The organism is Microbacterium kyungheense (assembly GCF_006783905.1).
GTDB classification, from domain to species: domain Bacteria; phylum Actinomycetota; class Actinomycetes; order Actinomycetales; family Microbacteriaceae; genus Microbacterium; species Microbacterium kyungheense.
Window position 1 is genome coordinate 17864 of the sequence record NZ_VFPE01000004.1, and the last position, 19149, is coordinate 37012.

The following is a 19149-nucleotide window of genomic DNA, read 5'->3' on the forward strand; positions in this document are numbered from 1 at the left end:
GTCAGGCGCCGAGGGTCACGTCGACCTGGATCTCGGTCGCGAGGCGCTCCAGCTCGGCGGTGAGGGCATCCAGATCCACGGATGCCGGCACCCGGGCCGCGACCGTCGCCTCGAACAGCCTGCCGCCGTACATCGCGGCGTCGGTGGTGCGCGTCGCCATGCGGTCGATCGTCACCCCGTGCGAGGTCAGCACCGCACTGATGTCGCGCACGATTCCGGCCCGGTCGTTGCCGACGACCTCGAGGGTGAGCGGGCGGGAGCCCGCGGCACTTGTGCTGAGCGAGGAACGAGACGAAGCAGCCTGCACCGCATCCGTCCCGGCGTGGACCGTGACCTTCAGCAGGCCCTCGAGCGACGCCAGAGCGGTGCGCAGGTCGTCTGCCCGCTCGCGGGCGACCGACACCTCGATGATGCCCGCGAACGCCCCGGAGAGCTCGGCGAGCTGGCTGGTCTCCCAGTTGCCGCCGTGCGCGCCGACGACGTCGGCCACCGCCGCCACGAGTCCGGACCGGTCGTCGCCGACCACGGTGAGCACGAGCGTCGTCATGCGCTCACTGTACCGAGGCGGTCACCGCGGAGCGAGGGCGTCGCCGACCGGGAAGGGCAGCGGAAAGCGCTCGGGGTTGGCGCCCACGGCCGAGGCCGCTCCGTACTCGTCGGCGACCACGACGACGCCGCGCGGGCTCGCCTCGCCGATGCGCACCGGACGCTCGGAGCCGTCGGGCAGGCGCAGCGTCCAGCGATCGGCAAGGTACCCGATGCCGAGCTCTTCGAGCAGCTCTTCGGCGTCGAGCCAGTCCAGCGGCTCGCCGGCGGCGCCGCCGGGCGTGCGCTCGCGGCCGAGCAGGTCGAAGACCCGGAATCCCTCACCGTCGGCGCGCATCCAGCCGAGCACTTCGCCATCGGGCCGCCGATGTTCGATCCAGTCCGGGGGCAGCATCCGTCGAGCGTAGCGGGCGCGCGGGTTCTCCACAGCCGGGCGCGCGAGGCACGACGAGCCGGGGGCGTCCGAGTATTCTTCAGGAGGACGGCTGCGAGGGCAATCGCGGCCCGGATCTGGGGATTCGTATGGCCACGTCGGGCACGCCCACACCCGCACCCGCGCGCAGACGCCGGGGCGGGCGCCTCTTCGCGGGCATTGCGATCGGCGTGGTGGTGCTCGCCGCCGTGGCCGGCACGGTCACGGCCATCACCATGGCTCGGGCGGGTGGGGATGCTTCGTCTCGTTCCTCGCTCAGCACAGGTGCCGCACCCGCAGCCGTGTCGACGCCCACGTCCTCGCCGACCCCCACGCCCACGCCGACGCCGCTCACCCCGGAGGAGCAGCTGCTCGCGACATCGGCCGACCCGGCGGCCTGCGCGGTGAGCTTCGCGGGCGACGGCGTCACCGACGCACCCCAGTTGCAGACCCAGGGCGCGCTGTACACGGGCCTGCCGATCCCGTCCCGCGACGGCCTGGTGTTCGCGGGGTGGTACGCGACGCCGGCCGATGCCGCGGCGCTCGCCATCCCGGGACGGGTCAACGGCTCGGAGCTGGTCGCCTGCACCGACCGGCGCATCACCCTCAACGCCGCGTGGGTGAGCCCCGCGCAGAACGCGGCCGAGGACGCCCGCATCCCGATCCTGATGTACCACCAGTTCACGGCGAAGCCCGAGGGCGAGAGCGGGTGGCTGCGCGGGAACTACGCGTACATCGGCGACTTCGATGCCCACATGAACCACATCGCGACCGGCGGCTTCTACCTGCCCACCTGGGACGAGCTGTCGGCATTCATCGACGGACGCCTCTATCTGCCGAACCACTCGGTGATCGTCACCGACGATGACGCCGACCAGACCTGGTTCGACCTGGCGGCGCCGGTGGTCTCCACGTACAAGGTGCTCGCGACGTCGTTCATGATCACCGCCTACCGCCAGGACCCGCCGCCGAACCCATACGTGCTGCGCCGCTCGCACACCCACGACATGCACCAGGCGGGCGACAACGGCAAAGGCCGCATGGTCAACTGGACCCCGGACCAGATCGCCGCCGACCTGGAGGCCTCGGCCGCCGTGCTCGGGGTGAAGGAGGTCGTGGCGTATCCCTACGGCCACTACAACGACACCGCGAAGCAGGGCGTGGCGCAGGCCGGCTTCGAGATGGCCCGGACGATCGAGCCGGGCTACGTCACGATCGGCACCGACAAGCTCGCCCTGCCGGTGCAGCGGGTCAACTACGGGATGGGTCTCGACGCGCTGGTCGGCCTGATCGGCTGACGAACCTGAGGTTCGGCACCTTTCGCTCAGCAAACGCCGAAGTATCAGGTGAAGATCTTGCCACTCCCTCCCATTGACGGGCCATTCGGTCTAGAGTGATGGGGTTCTCAACTCGCACTGGGGACCCGAGCATTTCCGCTGGGAACGGAATTGCACTCATGCGAGGAGAACGGCCGTGCGGATGGTGACCGCGGCCTACTGGGATATGCATTGGGGAACTGCATGTGGGGTGCGCTATACGTGCACGCGCCTAAGCGCGGGCACCTTCGATGACGACTTTCGTCAATCCGGCCGATCCTGCGCCGGTCGCCGCACCGCGAGTGATCGACGCGGTGCCTCGTACGCTGATCACGCCGCGCAACGCTCCCGCGATCGAGCAGCGGCTCGCATGGCAACGCCGCTATCGCGCCCGCTTGGCGCTCACCGACACGCTCGTCGTCCTCGTCTCGGCAGGCGTCGCGGCGTGGATCCAGATCGCAGGTGTCGCGAAGGTCGACCTGGCCGACGCGCCGTGGCAGTACGGCCGCGTGTTCGTCATCACGTTCCTGATCTGGTCGCTCATGCTGGTTCTGTTCCAGACGCGCGACCCACGAGTGCTCGGGCAGGGTACGACGGAGTACCGCCGCGTCGCGCATGCGACCGGGCTGGCGTTCGGCATGCTCGCGAGCGGCTTCGTGATCCTGCAGTCACAGGGGATCCGGACCCAGCTGCTCATCGCTCTTCCGCTCGGCATGGCAGGCATGCTCCTCGGTCGGTGGACCTCACGTCAGTGGCTCATCCGCCAGCGGCGGGTCGGCGAGTTCCTGTCGCGCGCGATCGTCGTCGGCAACAGATCGGACGTGGAGTACGTCGTCCGCTCTGTCAACGCGAACGGACTGATCGGATACCGCATCGTAGGTATCACCCTCACCGACGAGGTGCAGATGAACGACGCGCTGACCGTCGGCGAGCAGGCTTTCACATCCATCGGCACCGCGGACACCGCCGCCATCGTCGCGGCGCAGCTCAACGCCGACGCCGTCATCGTCGCTAGCACGCCCAGCGACAACGACTACCTCAAACGGCTCAGCTGGCAGCTGGAGGGAACCGCGAGCGAGCTCGTCCTGTCCAGCCCGCTCGCCGACGTCGCCGGACCGCGCATGTCTCTGCGCCCCGTCGAGGGCCTTCCGCTCGTGCAGGTGGAGATCCCGACGTTCGAGGGCAGCCGATACGCCCTCAAGCGTGCGATGGACATCGCGCTGTCGTCTCTCGCCCTGGTCGTCGTCGCCGTGCTGACACCCGTCATCGCGATCGCCATCAAGCTCGATGACGGCGGTCCCGTGTTCTTCGCGCAGGAGCGGGTCGGCCGCGACGGCCAGGTGTTCCGGATGTGGAAGTTCCGCTCGATGCGGACCGACGCCGAGAGCGCGAAGCACGGCCTGGCCGACCAGAACCACCACACCGGCCCGATGTTCAAGATCAGGCGCGACCCCCGCATCACACGCGTGGGGGCGCTGATGCGCAAGTACTCGATCGACGAGCTGCCGCAGTTCCTCAACGTGCTGATCGGCGACATGAGCATCGTCGGCCCGCGGCCGCCGCTCCCTTCCGAGGTCACCTCTTACGACGGCACGGTCTACCGGAGGCTGTACATCAAGCCCGGCATCACCGGACTGTGGCAGATCAGCGGTCGTAGCGACCTCGATTGGGAGGAGACGGTCCGGCTGGATCTGCGCTACGTCGAGAACTGGTCGGTGATCGGCGACCTCGTGATCCTGTGGCGTACCGTCGGGACGGTGCTCAGGGCGCACGGCGCGTACTGATCGCGGCCGTCCCGGCCGCGGGTCGACCTCGCCGGGTCACTCGGATGCGGGGCCCCAGAGATCCGCGAGCACGTCCGCGAACTCCGCCACGCGATCAGCCCAGTCCGGGATCCCGTCGTACTGCTGTGTGGGCAGATGGGCGTATGTCGCGGCCGCCACGGCAGACGGAAACACTGCTCCAGACACCGCGGCGACACCTGCGCCGACGTCGCGGAAGCCTGCAACGGCCGTCGACACGACGGGCCTGCCGACCGCACGGTACTCGTAGAGCTTGAGCGGGTCGAGACTCTCGGTGAACGCGTTCACGAGGTGCGGGACGAGGAGCACCTCGGAATGCTGCAGATATGCGGGGATGTCCGTCCAGGGCCGCGCCCCCAGCATCACGATCCGAGGGTGGCTGCGGAGGCGCTCGGTGTTCGCCTCCGCCAACGAGTTCGGCCCGACGAGCAGGATCCGCCCCTCGGTCCCCAGGGCATCCGCCGTGCGGACGAGCAGCTCGACGTCGAGCCGGTCCTCGTGGAGCGTGCCGATATAGGTCGCGGTGGGCCCGCCGGGCATATCGGCGGGACGTGACCGGGTCACCCGATAGCGCTCCACGTCCACGGCGTTGGGGATGAGGACGACCTCGCGCTGGCGCGAGCGGGAGCGCTGAAGACCGGCCGAGCACACCACGACGGCCCGGCACCGCGCCATGAGCGTGTCCTCGTTGATCGTGATGCGATGATGCTCGCGCGCAGTCCTGTGCGCGGCCAGCCAGTCGTCCGTCATGTCGTACAGCGCCGGCCGGTCGGAGCGCTCGACGAACCCCGCCCAGCTCGGATCGTTGACCCACAGTGCGGGCTCGCTCAGCCCGAGGCGCCGGATCACTCTGCGCACGCTGCGGCGCAGGCTCGCATCGGCCGCGGGCCCCAGGACCCGCGGCAGCAGCTTGTCGGGTTGGTGGAGCGTGAGTCGGCCGTCGTACTCCCGCGCCGTCCGCGTGCCTCGACCACGCCGTATCCGCCGCCCTGAGAGCAACGAGTGCAGCAGATCGTTCGAGGGCTCGATCATGAGCACGTGCAGGTCCGGATCGGCGCGCAGCAGGCCGTCGATCAGATACTGGTTGCGGCGCCAGACGTCGTCCCAGGCTTCGAGCGAGAAGACCACAAGCTCTCGGCGCGTCATGTGTCCAGCATCCTTCGGTAGAACGTCATCGTGGCAGTGATCTGCGCATCGATCGTGAACTCCCGTCGTTGCAGGGTCTGAAGGTCCCCACCGAGTGCGGCGCGTCGTGCCGGATCGTCGACCAGCTGGTCGATGATGCGGGCAGCGGCCATAGCGTCCCCCGGCTCGAACAGGGTCTGCGGCGATACGCTCCCGATCGTCTCGAGGTGCCCGCCACCGGCGGCGGCGACGACCGGGGTGCCCTCCGCCATCGCCTCGAGGACAAGGATGCCGAGTCCTTCGCGAGGCGTCGGCGCAAGCACGATCGATGCGCTCCGCAGCAACTCGGGGACGTCCTCACGGTGCCCGAGGAACTCGACGCGCTCCGCGACGCCCCGTTCGCGTGCCCGCTCTTCGAGTTCGGCGCGCTCGGTACCGTCACCCGCGACCCGGAGGACCCATCCGGTCTTCGGCGCGTGCGACAGCGCCCAGGCATCGATCGCCGTGGCCGTGTCCTTCTCGGACTCGAGCCGCTGCGCGACGAGCACGGTCTTCTCGCGCGTCTTCGTCCTCGTACTCACCGGCACACCTGTGTGCACGACCTCGACGTCTCCGTGCGCGAACGCGGCGACGGCGGACGAGATGGCGATCTCGCCGCGGATGCTGCGATCTGCGATCCCCAGTACCGCCCGCGAGAGCGGAGCGGTGCCGCGACGGCCCATGAAATGCCGGGTGCTCACGTGCACCGCCCGATGTCGAGCCGTCGAGCGGCCGAGCGCGCCGACGAGATCTGCCTGCGACATATGCGTGTTGATGACGTCGGGGGATGCGACGTCGCGCAGTGACCGCAGCGCCTGTCGCATACTGTCACCCGGCCTCCATTCGACGCCGGTGCCGGCGAGTGCCGCGGTCATCCGCTCTCGATCGCCGCCGATCACGGTGACCTCGGAACCGCGCTCGACAAGACCAGGCGACAGATTCACGAGATACCGCTCGACGCCGGCGAAGCCGACCGAGCAGACCACGTGGACGATCCGCACTGCAGACTCCCTCCCAGACGACGGACCCGGGCGTCTCCGCCATCGTCGCTAGCATGACATGGTGCGCGTCGCGATGTCGTCCTTCGCCTTCAACAACGAAGGGGGAATCGAGCGCGTGTCCTACGAGCTCGCGCTGCGCCTGGCTGATCGCGTCGACATGACGCTGGTGGCGACCGATGTGGCACCGCCTCCCGCTGCGCCGCTCGAGTGGATCAAAGTCGATGCGGTGAGCCGCCCGGGGTTCGTCATCCCCGTCACCTATTCACGGGCCGCCACACGCGCCCTGACCGGACGGCGGTTCGACATCGTCCACAACCAGGGCGGCTGCGCGACCCGCGCGCAGGACGTGATCACGGCCCACAGCTGCCACCGTGCGTGGTGGGAGATGAAGTTCCGGCAGGGCGAGGCGCTGCGCGCGATCGCGAATCCGTTCCACCACGCGGTGCTGCGCGTCGAGCAGGCCAACTACCGGCCCGAACGGTTCCGTCGCGCCATCGCCGTATCGCCGAGTGTCGCGCGCGAGCTCACGCAGTACTACGGCGTCGACCCCGATCGCATCACGGTCATCCCCAACGCTGTGGACGTCGCCCGTTTCCAGCCGATGGATGCCGCGGCCCGCCGCGCGCGGATACGGGGCCGTCACGGGTACAGCGACGACGACGTCGTGCTGCTGTTCGTCGGCAAGGAGTTCCGCCGCAAAGGACTCACCGCGATCATCTCCGCGCTGCCCTCCCTGCCTGAGACCGTCAAACTCCTCGTCGTCGGCGGGGATGATCCCGCGGCGTTCCGTTCGCAGGCCGCGAAGGCCGGCATCGGATCGCGTGTGACGTTCGCAGGTCACTCGCCAGCGGTCGAGGACTACTTCCAGGCCGGCGACCTTTTCGTGTTCCCCACGGCGTACGAGGCGTTCGGGCTGGTGATGCTCGAAGCCGCCGCGGCCGGCCTGCCGGTTCTGGCCACACCGCTCGGCGTGGCGGAGGAGTTCGTGGTGGACGGGCGCAACGGCGCGTTGATCGAACGCGACGGCGCATCGATCGCGCGGGCCGTGGCCCCCCTCGCCGCCGACCGCGAGCTCCGCCGCCGTATGGGCGAGAACGCGAGAGTGGACGCGGGCGGGTACACGTCATGGAAGACGGTCGCCGCGCGCACCCTCGACGTCTACGAAGAGGTCGTCGAGGCGAAGCGCCGCGACGGCTCCCTCACCTGATGCGCTCGGCGTAGGCGACCGGACCCTCCAGGAAGATCGCTCGACGCCGACGTGCGGCATCCTTGCTCTCGCCTCTCGTCAGCAGCGCACGCACCGTCGCCCCCGCGATCACCCCCGCGCGGAAGATCTGCCAGCCCACCGTGCCGAAGTGCTTGCGCTGATACTTCTCGTTGCTCGCGAAGAACAGCGCCTCGCGGCGGGTGCTGTCGCCGCCGGTGCCCGCGCCGATGTGGGAGGCGTCGACCGTCGCCACGGCGATCGACCACGAGGCATCCCGCGCGCGCTTCTGCCAATCGACCTCCTCGGCGTAGAGGAAGAAGCGCTCGTCGAACTCCCCGACCGCGGCGATCGCCTCCGACCGCAGCAGCAGGACCGAGCCGATCGCGAATCCGTGTGCCCTATCGAAGCGACCGAGCCCCAGCGCGTCGATCCATGCGCGAGCGGGGCTGGGGAAGGGCCACCACACACGCGATGCCTCGCCGGTCCGGGGGTCGACCTGGGTGGCGCCGACGGCCGCCGTGCGAGCACCGGAGTGCAGGGCGCGTTGCATGGCTTCGACGTCAGCGCGGCTGACGCGCGCATCGGGATTGAGCAGCAGCACGTCGTCCGCGGCGAACCCCCGCTGGGCGAGGGAGCGCAACGCGACGTTGACTCCGGCGCCGAACCCGAGGTTGGCGCCGGAATCGATGTAGTGCGCACCACGCCGCTCAGCCATGGCACGGGTGTCGGCGGACGAGGAGTTGTCGACGATGGTTACGGCGAAGCCGTCGCCGAGAGCTTGGAGCGCGCCGTCGAGCAGCGCGGCGTCGCCGTAGGCGACGGCGACCACCTGCGGCGGTCGCGCCGCTCCGGCGTCCTGCGCGGGCACCACCTCTCGATACAGTGCGTGCTGCTGCTGCGCGACGCGCGCCCACGTGAAGTCGGCGGCATGGGCGAGCCCGCGCTCCCGCAGCTCCTGCCACTGCCCACCGCCGAGGACGGAGTCCAACCCGGCGCGCAGTGCCTCGGGGTCGCCCGGTTCGACCAGGACGCCCGCGTCGGCCACGACATCAGGGATCGCACCGGACCTGCTCGCGACGACAGGGACCCCGGATGCCATCGCCTCCACGGCGACCCGGCAGAACTGCTCGAGCCAGCCCGGGGTGGGCAGCGAAGGCACGACGACGGCATCCAGGCGGCGGTAGCGGTCGGCGAGTTCGGCGCCCTGCGCGAAGCCGAGGAACGCCACGCGGTCGCTGACGCCGAGCTCTGCGGCGAGGGCGGCGAGCTCGTCACGCTGCGGACCGCCGCCGGTGATCTCGACACGCCATGCGGGGCGCTCGGCAACGGCGCGCAGCAGCACCGGAACGCCCTTGTGCGGCTCCAGGCGCCCGATATAGCCGACGACGGCGGCATCCCCGGGAGCCGGCCGGTCCGCGGGCGAGAAGGCCGCCGTGTCGACCCCCAGCGGAATCAGCCGTGCCGGGCCGCGGAGCCCCTTGCGCACGAGGATCTCCCCCGCCTCACGGTTGCAGACGTACGCGGCGGCCGCGCCACGCAGTGCCGCCCGCTCGATCCAGCGGAAGGGGATCGGATACCTCTTGTCGAGGTTCTGTGCGGAGTACAGCACGTACGGAGCGGTACTCCCCCGCAGCCGGCGCAGCAGGAGCACCTCGGCCGTCGCGAGCGAGAACGGCTCTTCATGCAGGTCGATGAGCTCGGGGCCTGCGCGCAGCATCCGCCAGATCGGCCGAGGATCGTAGACGAACGCGTTCGGGTGGGTTCCGACAGTGCCCGCACCCACGACGAACGCATCCTCGTCCACGTCGAGCGGCACGTCGCGGCCACCTTCGTTCCAGTGCTTCGCCGAGATCAGGCGTACGTCGTCGCCGAGACCGCGCAGGTGCCGCTCCCGCTCCCGCCAGGCCGACACGACGGCGTGGTGCGCGACACGCAGAACCCTCACCCGTGACCCCCTGTCGACCGCGATCCGACTCTAGCGAGAATCATGCGGGGAAGCCGCGTAGGCGATCCCGCAGCCGCAGCTTCCGTGGGAAACGCTGACGAAAGCCTGCGAAATCCGCCCCTCCTCGGAACGCGACTCGAGGCCTACACTGAGCGCGTGGCACCTGGGGAGTCCACGATCGACCGCGTTCGCATCGCACCGCTGGACGGATTGCGAGCACTCGCGCTCCTCGCCGTGTTCGCGTTCCACACGTGGGAGTTCGCGGGCAGTCCCGAGATTCCCGTCGTCTCCGAGGTGGTCTCGCAGAACATCCGTCCGGACTTCTTCGTCGTGCTGACCGGCTTCCTCCTTTATCTGCCGTTCGCACGGGATGCCGCACGCCACCGCGCCTTCAAGACCGGTGTGTACCTCAGGCGTCGGCTGAGGCGGATCGTCTTCCCGTACTGGGCCGCGCTCATCTATGCGGTGACCCTGCCGGAAGTGCTCGTCGCGTACATGCGGGCGATCGGTCACGAGGCGTCGTGGCAGCCGACTCCCGGAATCGTCGACCTGCTCACCCACTTCACGTTCACCCACCTGTTCTTCGAGGACTACTGGGACGGGGTGAACGGCAGTCTGTGGACGATGTCGCTGGAGATGCAGCTGTACCTGCTCTTCCCTCTTCTGATCCTCGTCGCCGCGCGGTGGGGAGTGCCCGCACTCCTGGCGACGATGGGGGTGTCAGTGCTGTTCCGCGTCGCGGTCGCAATCCTCGTGGCAGAGAACACCCAGTTCATGTGGTCTGCGTCCGGCGTGGGGCGCCTGATGGAATTCGTCACCGGCATGCTGACGGCCGTGGTCGTGTTCACGATGCTCGATCGCGTGCGCGGCTGGGTGCTCGCGGCGTTGCCCGCCGGAGTCGTCGGCGGCTACCTCGTGGCGACACTGCCCGCCCTGCAGCACACCGTCCTTCCGCTGCGTGAGCTCGGACTCTCGCTGATGTTCAGCTGCTTCATCGTGCTGGTGCTGGCGGTGCCGCTGCTCAGCCGCGCCGTCTCGCTGCGGCCCCTGACCTTCGTGGGCTACCGGGCGTACAGCATATTCCTGATCCATCAGCCGACAGCCTGGTACTTCTCGGAGCTCCTCAAGAAAGTGATCGGGGTTCCCGAAGGACTCGAGCTGCTGGGCATCCTGTGGACGGTCGGCTTCGGCGTGGTCTTCCTAGTCGGCTGGGTGCTGTTCGTGACCGTCGAGAAGCCGTGCATCACCTGGTCCCAGCGTGCAGGCGCCGCGCGGCCGCAGTCCGTGTTCCCCGTGTGATCAGTGCAGGTGGTGCGCGACGACGTAGTCGGCGATCGCCATCGACGAGGTGGCGGCCGGGGACGGGGCGTTTCTCAGCAGCGTGACGGCGCCGACCTGGTCCACAGCGAAGTCGTCCAAGAGGTCGCCTGCTCGCCCCCACGCCTGAGCTCGCACTCCGGCGGCGCCCTTGCGCGCCAGATCGGACATCCTCAGCTCGGGCAGGAACCGACGGGCCTTGCGGTAGTACAGCGGCTTGAACAGCGAACCCGACACTTCGTCGAGTCCCATCCTCCAGTGCTGCTTCGCGAGGGGGCCGGCACCGGGCCAGCGCAGCGACTCCCAGGTGTCCTTCGCCGAGACATGGCCCCAGCTGTAGCCTTCGCGGGCGAGCGCGGGCACGGCGTTGGGGCCGACGTGGACGGTGTCGTACACGCCGCGGGTGAAGTGGACGCCCAGAAAGGGGAAACGCGGATCGGGCACCGGGTAGATCATCCCGCGGATGAGGCGCGAGCTCTCGGGCGTCATCTCCCAGTACTCGCCACGGAACGGCAGGATCTTCGGAGCGGGGTCGGCGCCGACGAACCGGGCTACGACGTCGGACTGCAGGCCGGCGCACACGATCACTCGGTCGAAGACGTCGTCCGACACGGGCGTGACGACGCGGACGCGCCCCTGCTCCACGAGCAGACCGGTGACCTCGTGACCGAGCAGTATGCGTCCCCCGCCCTCGCGGACATCCTGCGCCATCGCCTCCGTGATCGCCGGATAGTCGACCGCGGCCGTGTGGGGCGAGTGCACTGCGGCGATGCCGGCGGCGTGCGGCTCGATCTCGCGAAGCCGGGCCGTGTCGTCGAGTCGGGTCAGGTCGGGCACCCCGTTGGCGATGGAGCGCCGCTCGATCTCTGCCAGGGCGCCGAGCTCGCTCTCGTCGACGGCGACCACGAGCTTGCCGACCTCTCGATAGGGGAGCCCCTTCTGCTCGCAGAATTCGCGGATCCTCACGCGCCCTGCCGCGCACAGCGTCGCCTTGAGCGAACCCGGCGTGTAATAGAGGCCGGTATGCACCACACCGGAGTTGTGACCGGTCTGGTGGTGGGCCAGACGGGATTCCTTCTCGAAGACCGTCACCTCCGCCCCGTCCTCGCCCAACCGCCGCGCGAGGGCGACGCCGATGATGCCACCACCGACGATTCCGACCCGCTCCGTCATGAGGCCGTGTCCTGCGCACCACGCCTGATCGACGCCTCCACCGCGACGGGACCGCGTCGGAACAGCTCCATGCGTGCCCGGGCGGCGCGACCACGCGCGCCGCGGAAGACGAGGACACGGGGGATGCCGCCGACGACGACCGACCAGCGGGCGACCTGCCAGCCCCACCGGCCATGGTGCTTGCGCAGGAATCGCTCGAGGCCCGCATGGAGATACACCTCGCGACGGTCGGTGTCGGAGCTCGTACCCGCGCCGACGTGCAGCGCCGTCACGTCGTCGACGACGACGTTGCGCCAGCCGGCGAGGTGGGCGCGGTACTCCCAATCGGTCTCTTCGGCGTAGAGGAAGAAGCTCTCGTCGAACCCGCCGACCTCGTCCAGTGCAGCGGCGTTCATGAGCAGGACCGACCCGACGACGTATCGCGGCCCGCTCGGAACGAGTCGACCCAGCATGACGGCATCGGCGAGGAACTGCACGGGCCGTGGATACGGCCAGGCCACCTGCTGCCGGCTGCCGTCGGGGTGCGTCTGGACGGGTCCTACCGTCGCGATGCACGGTTCCGCGTGCAGTGCCCGGTGCAGTCTCTCCACCACCTCCGCCGAGACCACGGCGTCGGGGTTCAGCAGGAGGACGTCGGCACCTGGACGCCGCCGCCGGGCGAGCGCGTAATTGACACCGGCTCCGAATCCCAGATTCGCTTCCGGGTCCCAGTAGGCTGCGCCCGCCTCGGCTGCGATCAGCGCGATCTCAGGCATCGACGAGTTGTCGACGACGGTGACCGCGAAACCGCGGACGGGCGCGAGGGCATCGCGCAGCAGCTCGGGCGCCCCGTATGCCACCACCACGACCTCGACGTCGTCGAACGGCGTCGAGGGTGGTGTGTGCCCACCGACGGTCATCGCACTCCCCGCTGCGCGTCGACGCCTGCCCGGGACGGACGAGGCTGCGCCCAGCATAGGGGAGCGACGTGCGGGTCCTCGATCCCTCATGATGGACTCAGCTGCAGCATCGATCTGCCGGCAGAACGCGGGAGGGGAAGCCGATGGCGACGCGACCACGACCCGCCGTGAGCGTCGTGATCCCGGCATACAACGCCGCCGAGTTCCTCGGTGAGCAGCTCGAAGCACTTGCCCGCCAGGATGCCGGTTTCATGTTCGAAGTTCTCGTCTGCGACAACGGCTCGAGTGACGACACGGCCGCGGTGGCCCGCGCATTCTCGGAGAGGATGCCGCACCTGCGCCAGGTGGACGCCTCCGCACGTCGTGGGGCATCCGCGGCACGCAACCTCGGGGCGCAGGCGGCATCCGCGTCGTTGCTGCTCTTCTGCGACGCCGACGACGTCGTCGACCCGTCCTGGGTGCGCACGCTCCACGACGCTCTCGGCCGGGCGTCGTTCGTCGCCGGTGCGGTCGAGCACAAGCTGCTCAACCCCGGACGCGAGTGGGACTTCGGATGGGATCGCCCCACGTTCCACGATCCGGCACTGCCCGAGCTGCCCGCCTGCGGGTCGGGCAACATGGGCGTGCATGCCGACGTCTTCGCCGAGGTCGGCGGGTTCGACGAATCGCTCAACGCGGGCGAGGACATCGACTTCGCCTGGCGGGTGCAGCTCGCCGGGCATCCACTCATCGACGAACCCGCCGCGATCGTTCACTATCGCAAGCGCGGGGGCCTGCGCGCAGCTGCCCGGCAGGGGCGCGCCAAGGGTGTCGGCACTCGCGTTCTCGCACACCGGTACGCGCTCGTACGCGCGGCCTACGCCGAGCAGGTGAGCCTGCCGCAGGACCCGGACCGGTCCACGGCAGGGGACGGCGGTCGATCCGAGGGACGGTGGGACCGTCTGCGTCGCCTGCCTCGGAAGGCGGGCGAGATCGTTCGCAATCCCGCCGCGATCACGCCGTACGTCGCGGGCATCGCATTCCGTCTGGGGTATCGGACGGCGCCTCTCGACGACGTCGACCGCGTTCCGGTCCCCGATCGTCTCCCCCGGGCCTGACAGGACCGCAGCCCGATGCCGCCGCCACGCTACGATCGCCGGGTGGCACCCGACACCTCACCGGACTCGGCACGCGTCCCCGCCGTGAGCGTCATCATCCCGGCCTACAACGCCGCTCGCACCATCGCCCGCCAGTTGGATGCCCTCACGCGACAGCACGTGGATGTCGACTGGGAGGTCATCGTCTGCGACAACGGCTCCACCGATGCGACATCGCGGACCGCGCAGTCGTGGGCCGACCGTCTGCCGCTCCGTGTCATCGACGCGTCGGCACGACGTGGTCCGTCGGCGGCGCGCAACGCGGGCGCCGACGCGGCACGTGCCCCGCTGCTCGCATTCTGCGACGCTGACGACGCGGTCACGGACGACTGGCTCAGTGGCCTGCTGCCGGTGCTGGGCGCCCATCCGTTCGTCGTGACCGCGGCACGTGTCGAGTCGGCGTACTCCACCCCAGATCGTCGGCTGTACGACGTCGTGACGACGCTGCGTATGCCCTTCCTGCCCGAGCTCCCGTTCGGCAGCAGTTCGCACCTCGCGGTGAGCGCCGAGGCCTTCACGCGGGTCGGTCGTTTCGACGAGACACTGCGGACCGGCGAAGACGTCGATCTGTCATGGCGTCTGCAGCTCGCCGGCTACGCCGTGACCGAGTGCCGTGAGGCGATCATCGACCACAGCCGACGAGCTGGGTTCTTCGCGACCGTGCGACAGTTCCGGGGCTATCAGCACGGTCGTCGCGCACTGCAGCACCGGTACGCGCACGTCATCGACGCGTTCACGGCGGCTCGCGGCGCCCCGCCCGGCGCGGATGGCGACTGGGAGGCAGGCGTCGTGAGCGCCGACCAGTCGGAACGGAGCGATCGCCCCGCATCGCGCCGCGAGCGCATCGCGATGTACCTCCGCGACCGCGATGAGCGCCGGCAGTTCCTTCTCCGCGCGACTCGATCGACCCGCCTCGCGCTGGCCACCTCACTCGGGCTGTTCCTGGGTCGCGTCACCGGTCGAATCGACACGACGCAACCCCAGGTTCCCGCCTCGCTCGCCCGCGCGTACCTCGAGCGTGAGCGCCCGTTCGAACGAGGTTCCCGCTAGCGCGCAGGAGAACGCCAGACCCACTCCTCCCAGCTGTCGTACCGCCCGCGCAGGAGCGCATCGAAGATGCGGCGAGAATCGGCGCTCGTCACGAACGTGCGGGCGATGGTGCCTTCGGCACGCGTCTCCTCCGCCTGCGCGTAGATGACGTCGTAGCCAAGTTCCCGCGCTGTCTCGTGAGCATGAGACGGCCAGTTCCCCGACTGCCCCCAGGGGATCGCGAAGGCCGACGTCCGTATCCCGGTGCGCTTCTCGATGAGCGCCTCCGCCCCGGCGATCTCCTGCCGCGCCTGCTCCTTGTCGATGCGGGAGAAGTCCGGATGCGTGGCGGAGTGATTCCCGATCTCGGCACCGAGCTCGGCGAGCCGCGTCACTTCTCCCCAGCTCAGGGCGTTGCCATCGAGACCGTCCTCGGACCACCCGGAAACGACATATACCGAGAACGGAATGTCATATGACGCAAGGATGGGTGCCGCCGTCGCCAGGACGCTCTTCAGTCCGTCGTCGAACGTCAGGCTCAGATCGCGCGGTCCCCCGCCCGTCCGAGCGAGTTCGGATGCGGGCACGAACCGATACCCCGCCTCGAGAGCGGCCTCGATCTGCTGCCGGAATCGCTGCGGCGCGACGTCGTTGACCCCCCAGGCGGGCTGACCGACGGAGTGATAGCAGAGGATGCGGCCACCAGGCCGCGCACGGTCGTTCCCGAACGAGGCCAGAGCCTGCCGTTCGGCGACCAGTCGCACGTCCTGCACGCCGTTCCGTACACGAGCGCCGACGGCGTCCAGACGCGCCCGGATCCCCAGGCCGAACCCGATCTTCACTGTCGCACTCTATCCCCCGCCCTACGATGGACCCCGATGAGGAAAGTCTCGCCCGTCGAACTGACGACCGCACCCACCGTCAGCGTGGTCATTCCCTGCTACAACTACGGTCACTTTCTGCCGATCGCCGTCGAGAGCGTCGTGACCCAGGTGGGTGTCGACGTCGATGTGCTCATCATCGACGACTGCTCGACCGACGACAGCCTGCTCGTCGCCGAACGGCTGGCCGAGCGGTTCGACCGGGTGCGCGTACATCGCAACGAGAAGAACCTCGGCCTGACAGGCACGGCCAATGCGGGCCTCGCCACTGTGACGGGCACCTACGCGCTCCTCATCTCGGCCGACGATGCCCTTGCACCGGGCGCCCTCGCCCGCGCTGCAGCCCTCATGGAGGCGAATCCCGATGTCGGGCTCACCTACGGGCCGGTGACCTACTGGACGGAGGGAGAGCTGCCCGACGACGCGCCGGATCCTGCGTCCCACTGGGTGGTCTGGGACGGCGTCGAGTGGGCCGAGCGCCTGTACCGCAACGCGGAGAACCAGATCTACTCGCCGGAAGCGATCGTGCGCACCGCGACGATGCGCGAAGTCGGCGACTACGACCCGGCCGTGCCGTACACGTCGGACCTTCAGATGTGGCTCCGATTCGCCGCGCGCACGAACGTGGGGTTCATCGCGGGTACCGTTCAGGCGTACTACCGCGTGCACGGCGGCAATATGTCGATGACGCAGGGCGGAATGGTCGGCGACCGTCGGGAGCTGGGAGAGCTCCGGCACCGCGTGAAGGCGTTCGAGACCGCGTCGACCGAGTTCGCACGCGGCCCGCAGTACCTGTCCGAAGCGCGGCGGGCGGTCGCGGACTACGCTCTGATGCTCGCACGCATCGAGCGAGACGTCCGCCCAGGCTCGGACTACATCGGAGAGCTGGTGGACTTCGCGACGACCCTCGATCCGGCCGCACGTCGGCGTGCCGCCTGGGCGGCCTCGCGCACGCGCAGAATGATCGCATCCCTGCTCACCCGCACCCGCCTGCGGGAGATCGTTGTGGCGCCTCGGGTGCGCAAGACCGACCAGCGCCGGGCGAACAACGACGACACCGGGGTGCGGTGATCCCGCGGACCGCACCCTCGTGCGCTGCTAGCTTGTTGTCCGAACGATGATCTCGCCCGAGGGAAGTGGGGGCCGCGGTGAGTGCGGTCGAGCGAATCAGTCTCCTTGCCGAGCGGGCGCGCGCCCGGGCGCACGGACTGCAGGTGGTCATCGACGAGTCTCCGACTGCCGAGTTCGAGCGCGCGCTCGAGCACCTCGTACCAGCCGAGGACGATGTGGCTCGCTTCGTGCATCGCACCCTCGCGCAGCCCACCGGCACGCCGAAGCGAAACGTCGTCGTGCGACGACGCGGTGAGCCGGTCCTCGCGACGACGCTGCGTGCGCGACAGGATCACTGGGAGATCGCGACCGCGACCGTGGCGCCCTCCCTGCCCATCCCCTGCCGCGCAGGTCTTCTCGAATCCGCCCTCGCCGCGATCGGGCTCGACATCCTCATCATCGACCACGTCGGCGATGCGAAGACGGACTTCCGGCGGCAGAAGCTCATCCCCTTCGACTGCTATGTCGCACCGCTTCACGACTTCGACTTCGACGCCTACTGGCGATCGACCCGACTGCGCGAGGACATCCGGCGAGCCCAGCGCAAGACGGCCGATCACCGAATCGTGAACGACGATCTTGCGATGGTCGAGTGGACGATCGACACCTGGGAGGGTCGCTGGACGGACCACCCCAACGACGAAGCCGGCGCCGCCGACGACCTGCGCGCGATCTGGCCCGAGCTGCTGCGACGCGGTCGCCTCATGTCGGCGGCGCTCGTGACACCGGACGGTACGCCCGTCGCGTCGAACGTGAACATGGTCGACGGCGACACCCTGGTCGGCCTCATCACGGCGAGAAACACCGAGATCCCTGCATCCGGAGGATCCATCGGCACGCTCGCAGCGATCGCGTGCTTCGACGCTGCCCGCGATGCGGGGTTGGCGAAGGTCGACATCGGCGGCTACCACGACCAGTACAAGCGGCGCCTCGCTCCCGCCGGCCGCGTCGCATTCGCCGTGGAGATCGCCCCCCGGGTGTTCTCGGCGAGCACGACGGCGGGGCTCGAGCGCATCGCTCGAGGTGTCATGCGACGGGTGCGCGCGCTGGCGGCGAGGCTCTTCCGGCGCGCGGCGGACTGACCCGCCGGGACGCCCGCCGCTACAGCACCGAGAGCAGCGTCTCGGCGACGTACTGCTGGTCGTCGGCGGTGATCCCCGGATACATCGGCAGACTCACGATCTCGCGCGCATGCTGCTCGGCACGCGGCAGGCTCCCGCTGCCTCGACCGAGGAAACCGAAGGCCGGCAGCAGGTGGACGGGCGCCGGATAGTGGATGCCGGCGCCGATCCCCGCATCCGCCAGTCCCGCCAGCACCCGGTCCCGCTCGGGCACGCGCACCACATACAGGTGGAAGACGTGCTCGTTGCCCTCGGCGACGAGGGGGAGCTGCACCCGCTCATCACGGCCGAGCAGTTCGGCGTACCTGTCGGCGGCATCCCGCCGCAACTGATTCCACTCGTCGAGGTGGGCGAGTTTCGCCGACAGCACAGCGCCCTGGATCCCATCGAGCCGTGAGTTGCGCCCGACGAGACTGTGCTCATATTTCGCCGCACCGCCGTGGTTGCGGAGCTTGCGGACCGTGTCGAAGAGAGCGGCATCATCCGTGAGGACGGCACCGGCATCGCCGAAAGCGCCGAGGTTCTTGCCCGGGTAGAAGCTCGTCCCAGAGATGTCGCCCAGGCCTCCCGCGCGCATTCCGTTCCGACGCGCCCCCTGCGACTGAGCGGCATCCTCGAGGATCAGCACATCCTCGCCCACCACGTCCCGCAGCACCTCCACAGGGGCCGCCTGGCCGTAGAGGTGAACCGCCGCCACCACCCGCGTTCGGGAGGTCAGGGCGTCCGCGACTCCCTCGACCGAGATGAGGTAGTCGTCCGTGCAGTCGACGAGCACCGGCTGGGCACCCACCCGTGTGACCGCCTCGGCGGTCGCGGCGAAGGTGTTGGCAGGGAGGATCACCTCGTCGCCGTCGCCTACGCCGGCCGCTTCCAGCGCGAGCTCAAGAGCATCCGTGCCGTTGCCGACCCCCAGGCAATGCCTCACCCCGCAGTAGTCCGCGAAGGCGCGCTCGAAGTCCTCAGCAGCGGCACCGAGGATGAACGCCGAGTCGTCTATCACGCGGGCGATCGCCGCATCCGTCTCTTCTCGGATGCGCCGCGTCTGCCAGCCGAGATCGACGAACGGGACGGTGCGTCGAACAGTCATGCG

General features: G+C 69.4%; 17 protein-coding genes. 8 read left to right on the forward strand and 9 right to left on the reverse strand.

Annotated features, from left to right (window positions below):
* Position 1: 1 nt before the first annotated feature.
* On the reverse strand, positions 2-547 hold the full coding sequence (locus FB391_RS13860) for a glycine cleavage system transcriptional repressor (RefSeq protein WP_141895277.1): 546 nt from the start codon (positions 545-547) through the stop codon (positions 2-4).
* A gap of 21 nt (positions 548-568) precedes the next feature.
* A complete protein-coding gene (locus FB391_RS13865) occupies positions 569-940 on the reverse strand; it encodes a hypothetical protein (RefSeq protein WP_141895279.1) in 372 nt (123 codons plus the stop codon).
* A 128-nt stretch (positions 941-1068) separates the two neighbouring features.
* On the opposite strand from FB391_RS13865, the gene FB391_RS13870 reads away from it, so the two are divergent.
* Both FB391_RS13870 and FB391_RS13875 read left to right on the forward strand, forming a co-directional pair.
* Positions 1069-2256: a polysaccharide deacetylase family protein gene (locus FB391_RS13870; RefSeq protein WP_246093525.1), complete on the forward strand. Its 1188-nt coding sequence runs from the start codon at positions 1069-1071 to the stop codon at positions 2254-2256.
* 269 nt (positions 2257-2525) lie between these two features.
* Positions 2526-4058 carry a sugar transferase gene (locus tag FB391_RS13875; RefSeq protein WP_141895282.1) on the forward strand — a complete coding sequence of 511 codons (1533 nt, stop codon included), beginning with the start codon at positions 2526-2528 and terminating at the stop codon, positions 4056-4058.
* A 36-nt stretch (positions 4059-4094) separates the two neighbouring features.
* Here the strand turns inward: FB391_RS13875 and FB391_RS13880 are convergent, their stop codons facing one another.
* On the reverse strand, positions 4095-5222 hold the full coding sequence (locus FB391_RS13880; protein ID WP_141895283.1) for a glycosyltransferase: 1128 nt from the start codon (positions 5220-5222) through the stop codon (positions 4095-4097).
* Positions 5219-6241 carry a glycosyltransferase family 4 protein gene (locus tag FB391_RS13885; RefSeq protein WP_141895285.1) on the reverse strand — a complete coding sequence of 341 codons (1023 nt, stop codon included), beginning with the start codon at positions 6239-6241 and terminating at the stop codon, positions 5219-5221. Before FB391_RS13885 ends, FB391_RS13880 begins: the two co-directional genes overlap by 4 nt.
* A 58-nt stretch (positions 6242-6299) precedes the next feature.
* Between FB391_RS13885 and FB391_RS13890 the strand changes: the two genes are divergently transcribed.
* Positions 6300-7448, forward strand: coding sequence for a glycosyltransferase family 4 protein (locus FB391_RS13890; protein ID WP_141895287.1), 1149 nt, complete (start codon positions 6300-6302; stop codon positions 7446-7448).
* Here FB391_RS13890 and FB391_RS13895 read toward each other — a convergent pair.
* Positions 7441-9393 carry a glycosyltransferase gene (locus FB391_RS13895; RefSeq protein ID WP_141895289.1) on the reverse strand — a complete coding sequence of 651 codons (1953 nt, stop codon included), beginning with the start codon at positions 9391-9393 and terminating at the stop codon, positions 7441-7443. The genes FB391_RS13890 and FB391_RS13895 overlap by 8 nt on opposite strands.
* 156 nt (positions 9394-9549) lie before the next feature.
* On the opposite strand from FB391_RS13895, the gene FB391_RS13900 reads away from it, so the two are divergent.
* Entirely contained in the window at positions 9550-10692 is a 1143-nt protein-coding gene (locus tag FB391_RS13900; RefSeq protein WP_185843088.1) for an acyltransferase family protein, read from the forward strand.
* On the opposite strand, the gene lhgO is transcribed toward FB391_RS13900, so the two are convergent.
* Positions 10693-11883: an L-2-hydroxyglutarate oxidase gene (gene lhgO / locus FB391_RS13905; protein WP_141895293.1), complete on the reverse strand. Its 1191-nt coding sequence runs from the start codon at positions 11881-11883 to the stop codon at positions 10693-10695. It abuts the gene before it with no gap.
* Entirely contained in the window at positions 11880-12782 is a 903-nt protein-coding gene (locus FB391_RS13910) for a glycosyltransferase family 2 protein (RefSeq protein ID WP_185843089.1), read from the reverse strand. The genes lhgO and FB391_RS13910 overlap by 4 nt, the downstream gene beginning before the upstream one ends.
* A 143-nt stretch (positions 12783-12925) precedes the next feature.
* Between FB391_RS13910 and FB391_RS13915 the strand changes: the two genes are divergently transcribed.
* Positions 12926-13879, forward strand: coding sequence for a glycosyltransferase family 2 protein (locus FB391_RS13915; protein ID WP_141895297.1), 954 nt, complete (start codon positions 12926-12928; stop codon positions 13877-13879).
* Between the two features lie 42 nt (positions 13880-13921).
* Positions 13922-14968 carry a glycosyltransferase family 2 protein gene (locus tag FB391_RS13920; RefSeq protein WP_185843090.1) on the forward strand — a complete coding sequence of 349 codons (1047 nt, stop codon included), beginning with the start codon at positions 13922-13924 and terminating at the stop codon, positions 14966-14968.
* Here the strand turns inward: FB391_RS13920 and FB391_RS13925 are convergent.
* Entirely contained in the window at positions 14965-15789 is an 825-nt protein-coding gene (locus tag FB391_RS13925; protein WP_141895301.1) for a polysaccharide deacetylase family protein, read from the reverse strand. The two genes, FB391_RS13920 and FB391_RS13925, sit on opposite strands and share 4 nt — an antisense overlap.
* Before the next feature lie 36 nt (positions 15790-15825).
* Between FB391_RS13925 and FB391_RS13930 the strand changes: the two genes are divergently transcribed.
* Positions 15826-16899 (forward strand): glycosyltransferase family 2 protein, encoded by a 1074-nt coding sequence (locus FB391_RS13930; protein ID WP_141895303.1) that lies wholly within the window; start codon positions 15826-15828, stop codon positions 16897-16899.
* Positions 16900-17042: 143 nt separating this feature from the next.
* Complete coding sequence (locus FB391_RS13935) at positions 17043-18020, forward strand: GNAT family N-acetyltransferase (RefSeq protein WP_185843091.1); 978 nt, start codon at positions 17043-17045, stop codon at positions 18018-18020.
* Between the two features lie 19 nt (positions 18021-18039).
* Here FB391_RS13935 and FB391_RS13940 read toward each other — a convergent pair whose 3' ends face one another.
* Positions 18040-19146, reverse strand: coding sequence for a DegT/DnrJ/EryC1/StrS family aminotransferase (locus FB391_RS13940; protein ID WP_141895306.1), 1107 nt, complete (start codon positions 19144-19146; stop codon positions 18040-18042).
* Positions 19147-19149 lie beyond the last annotated feature (3 nt).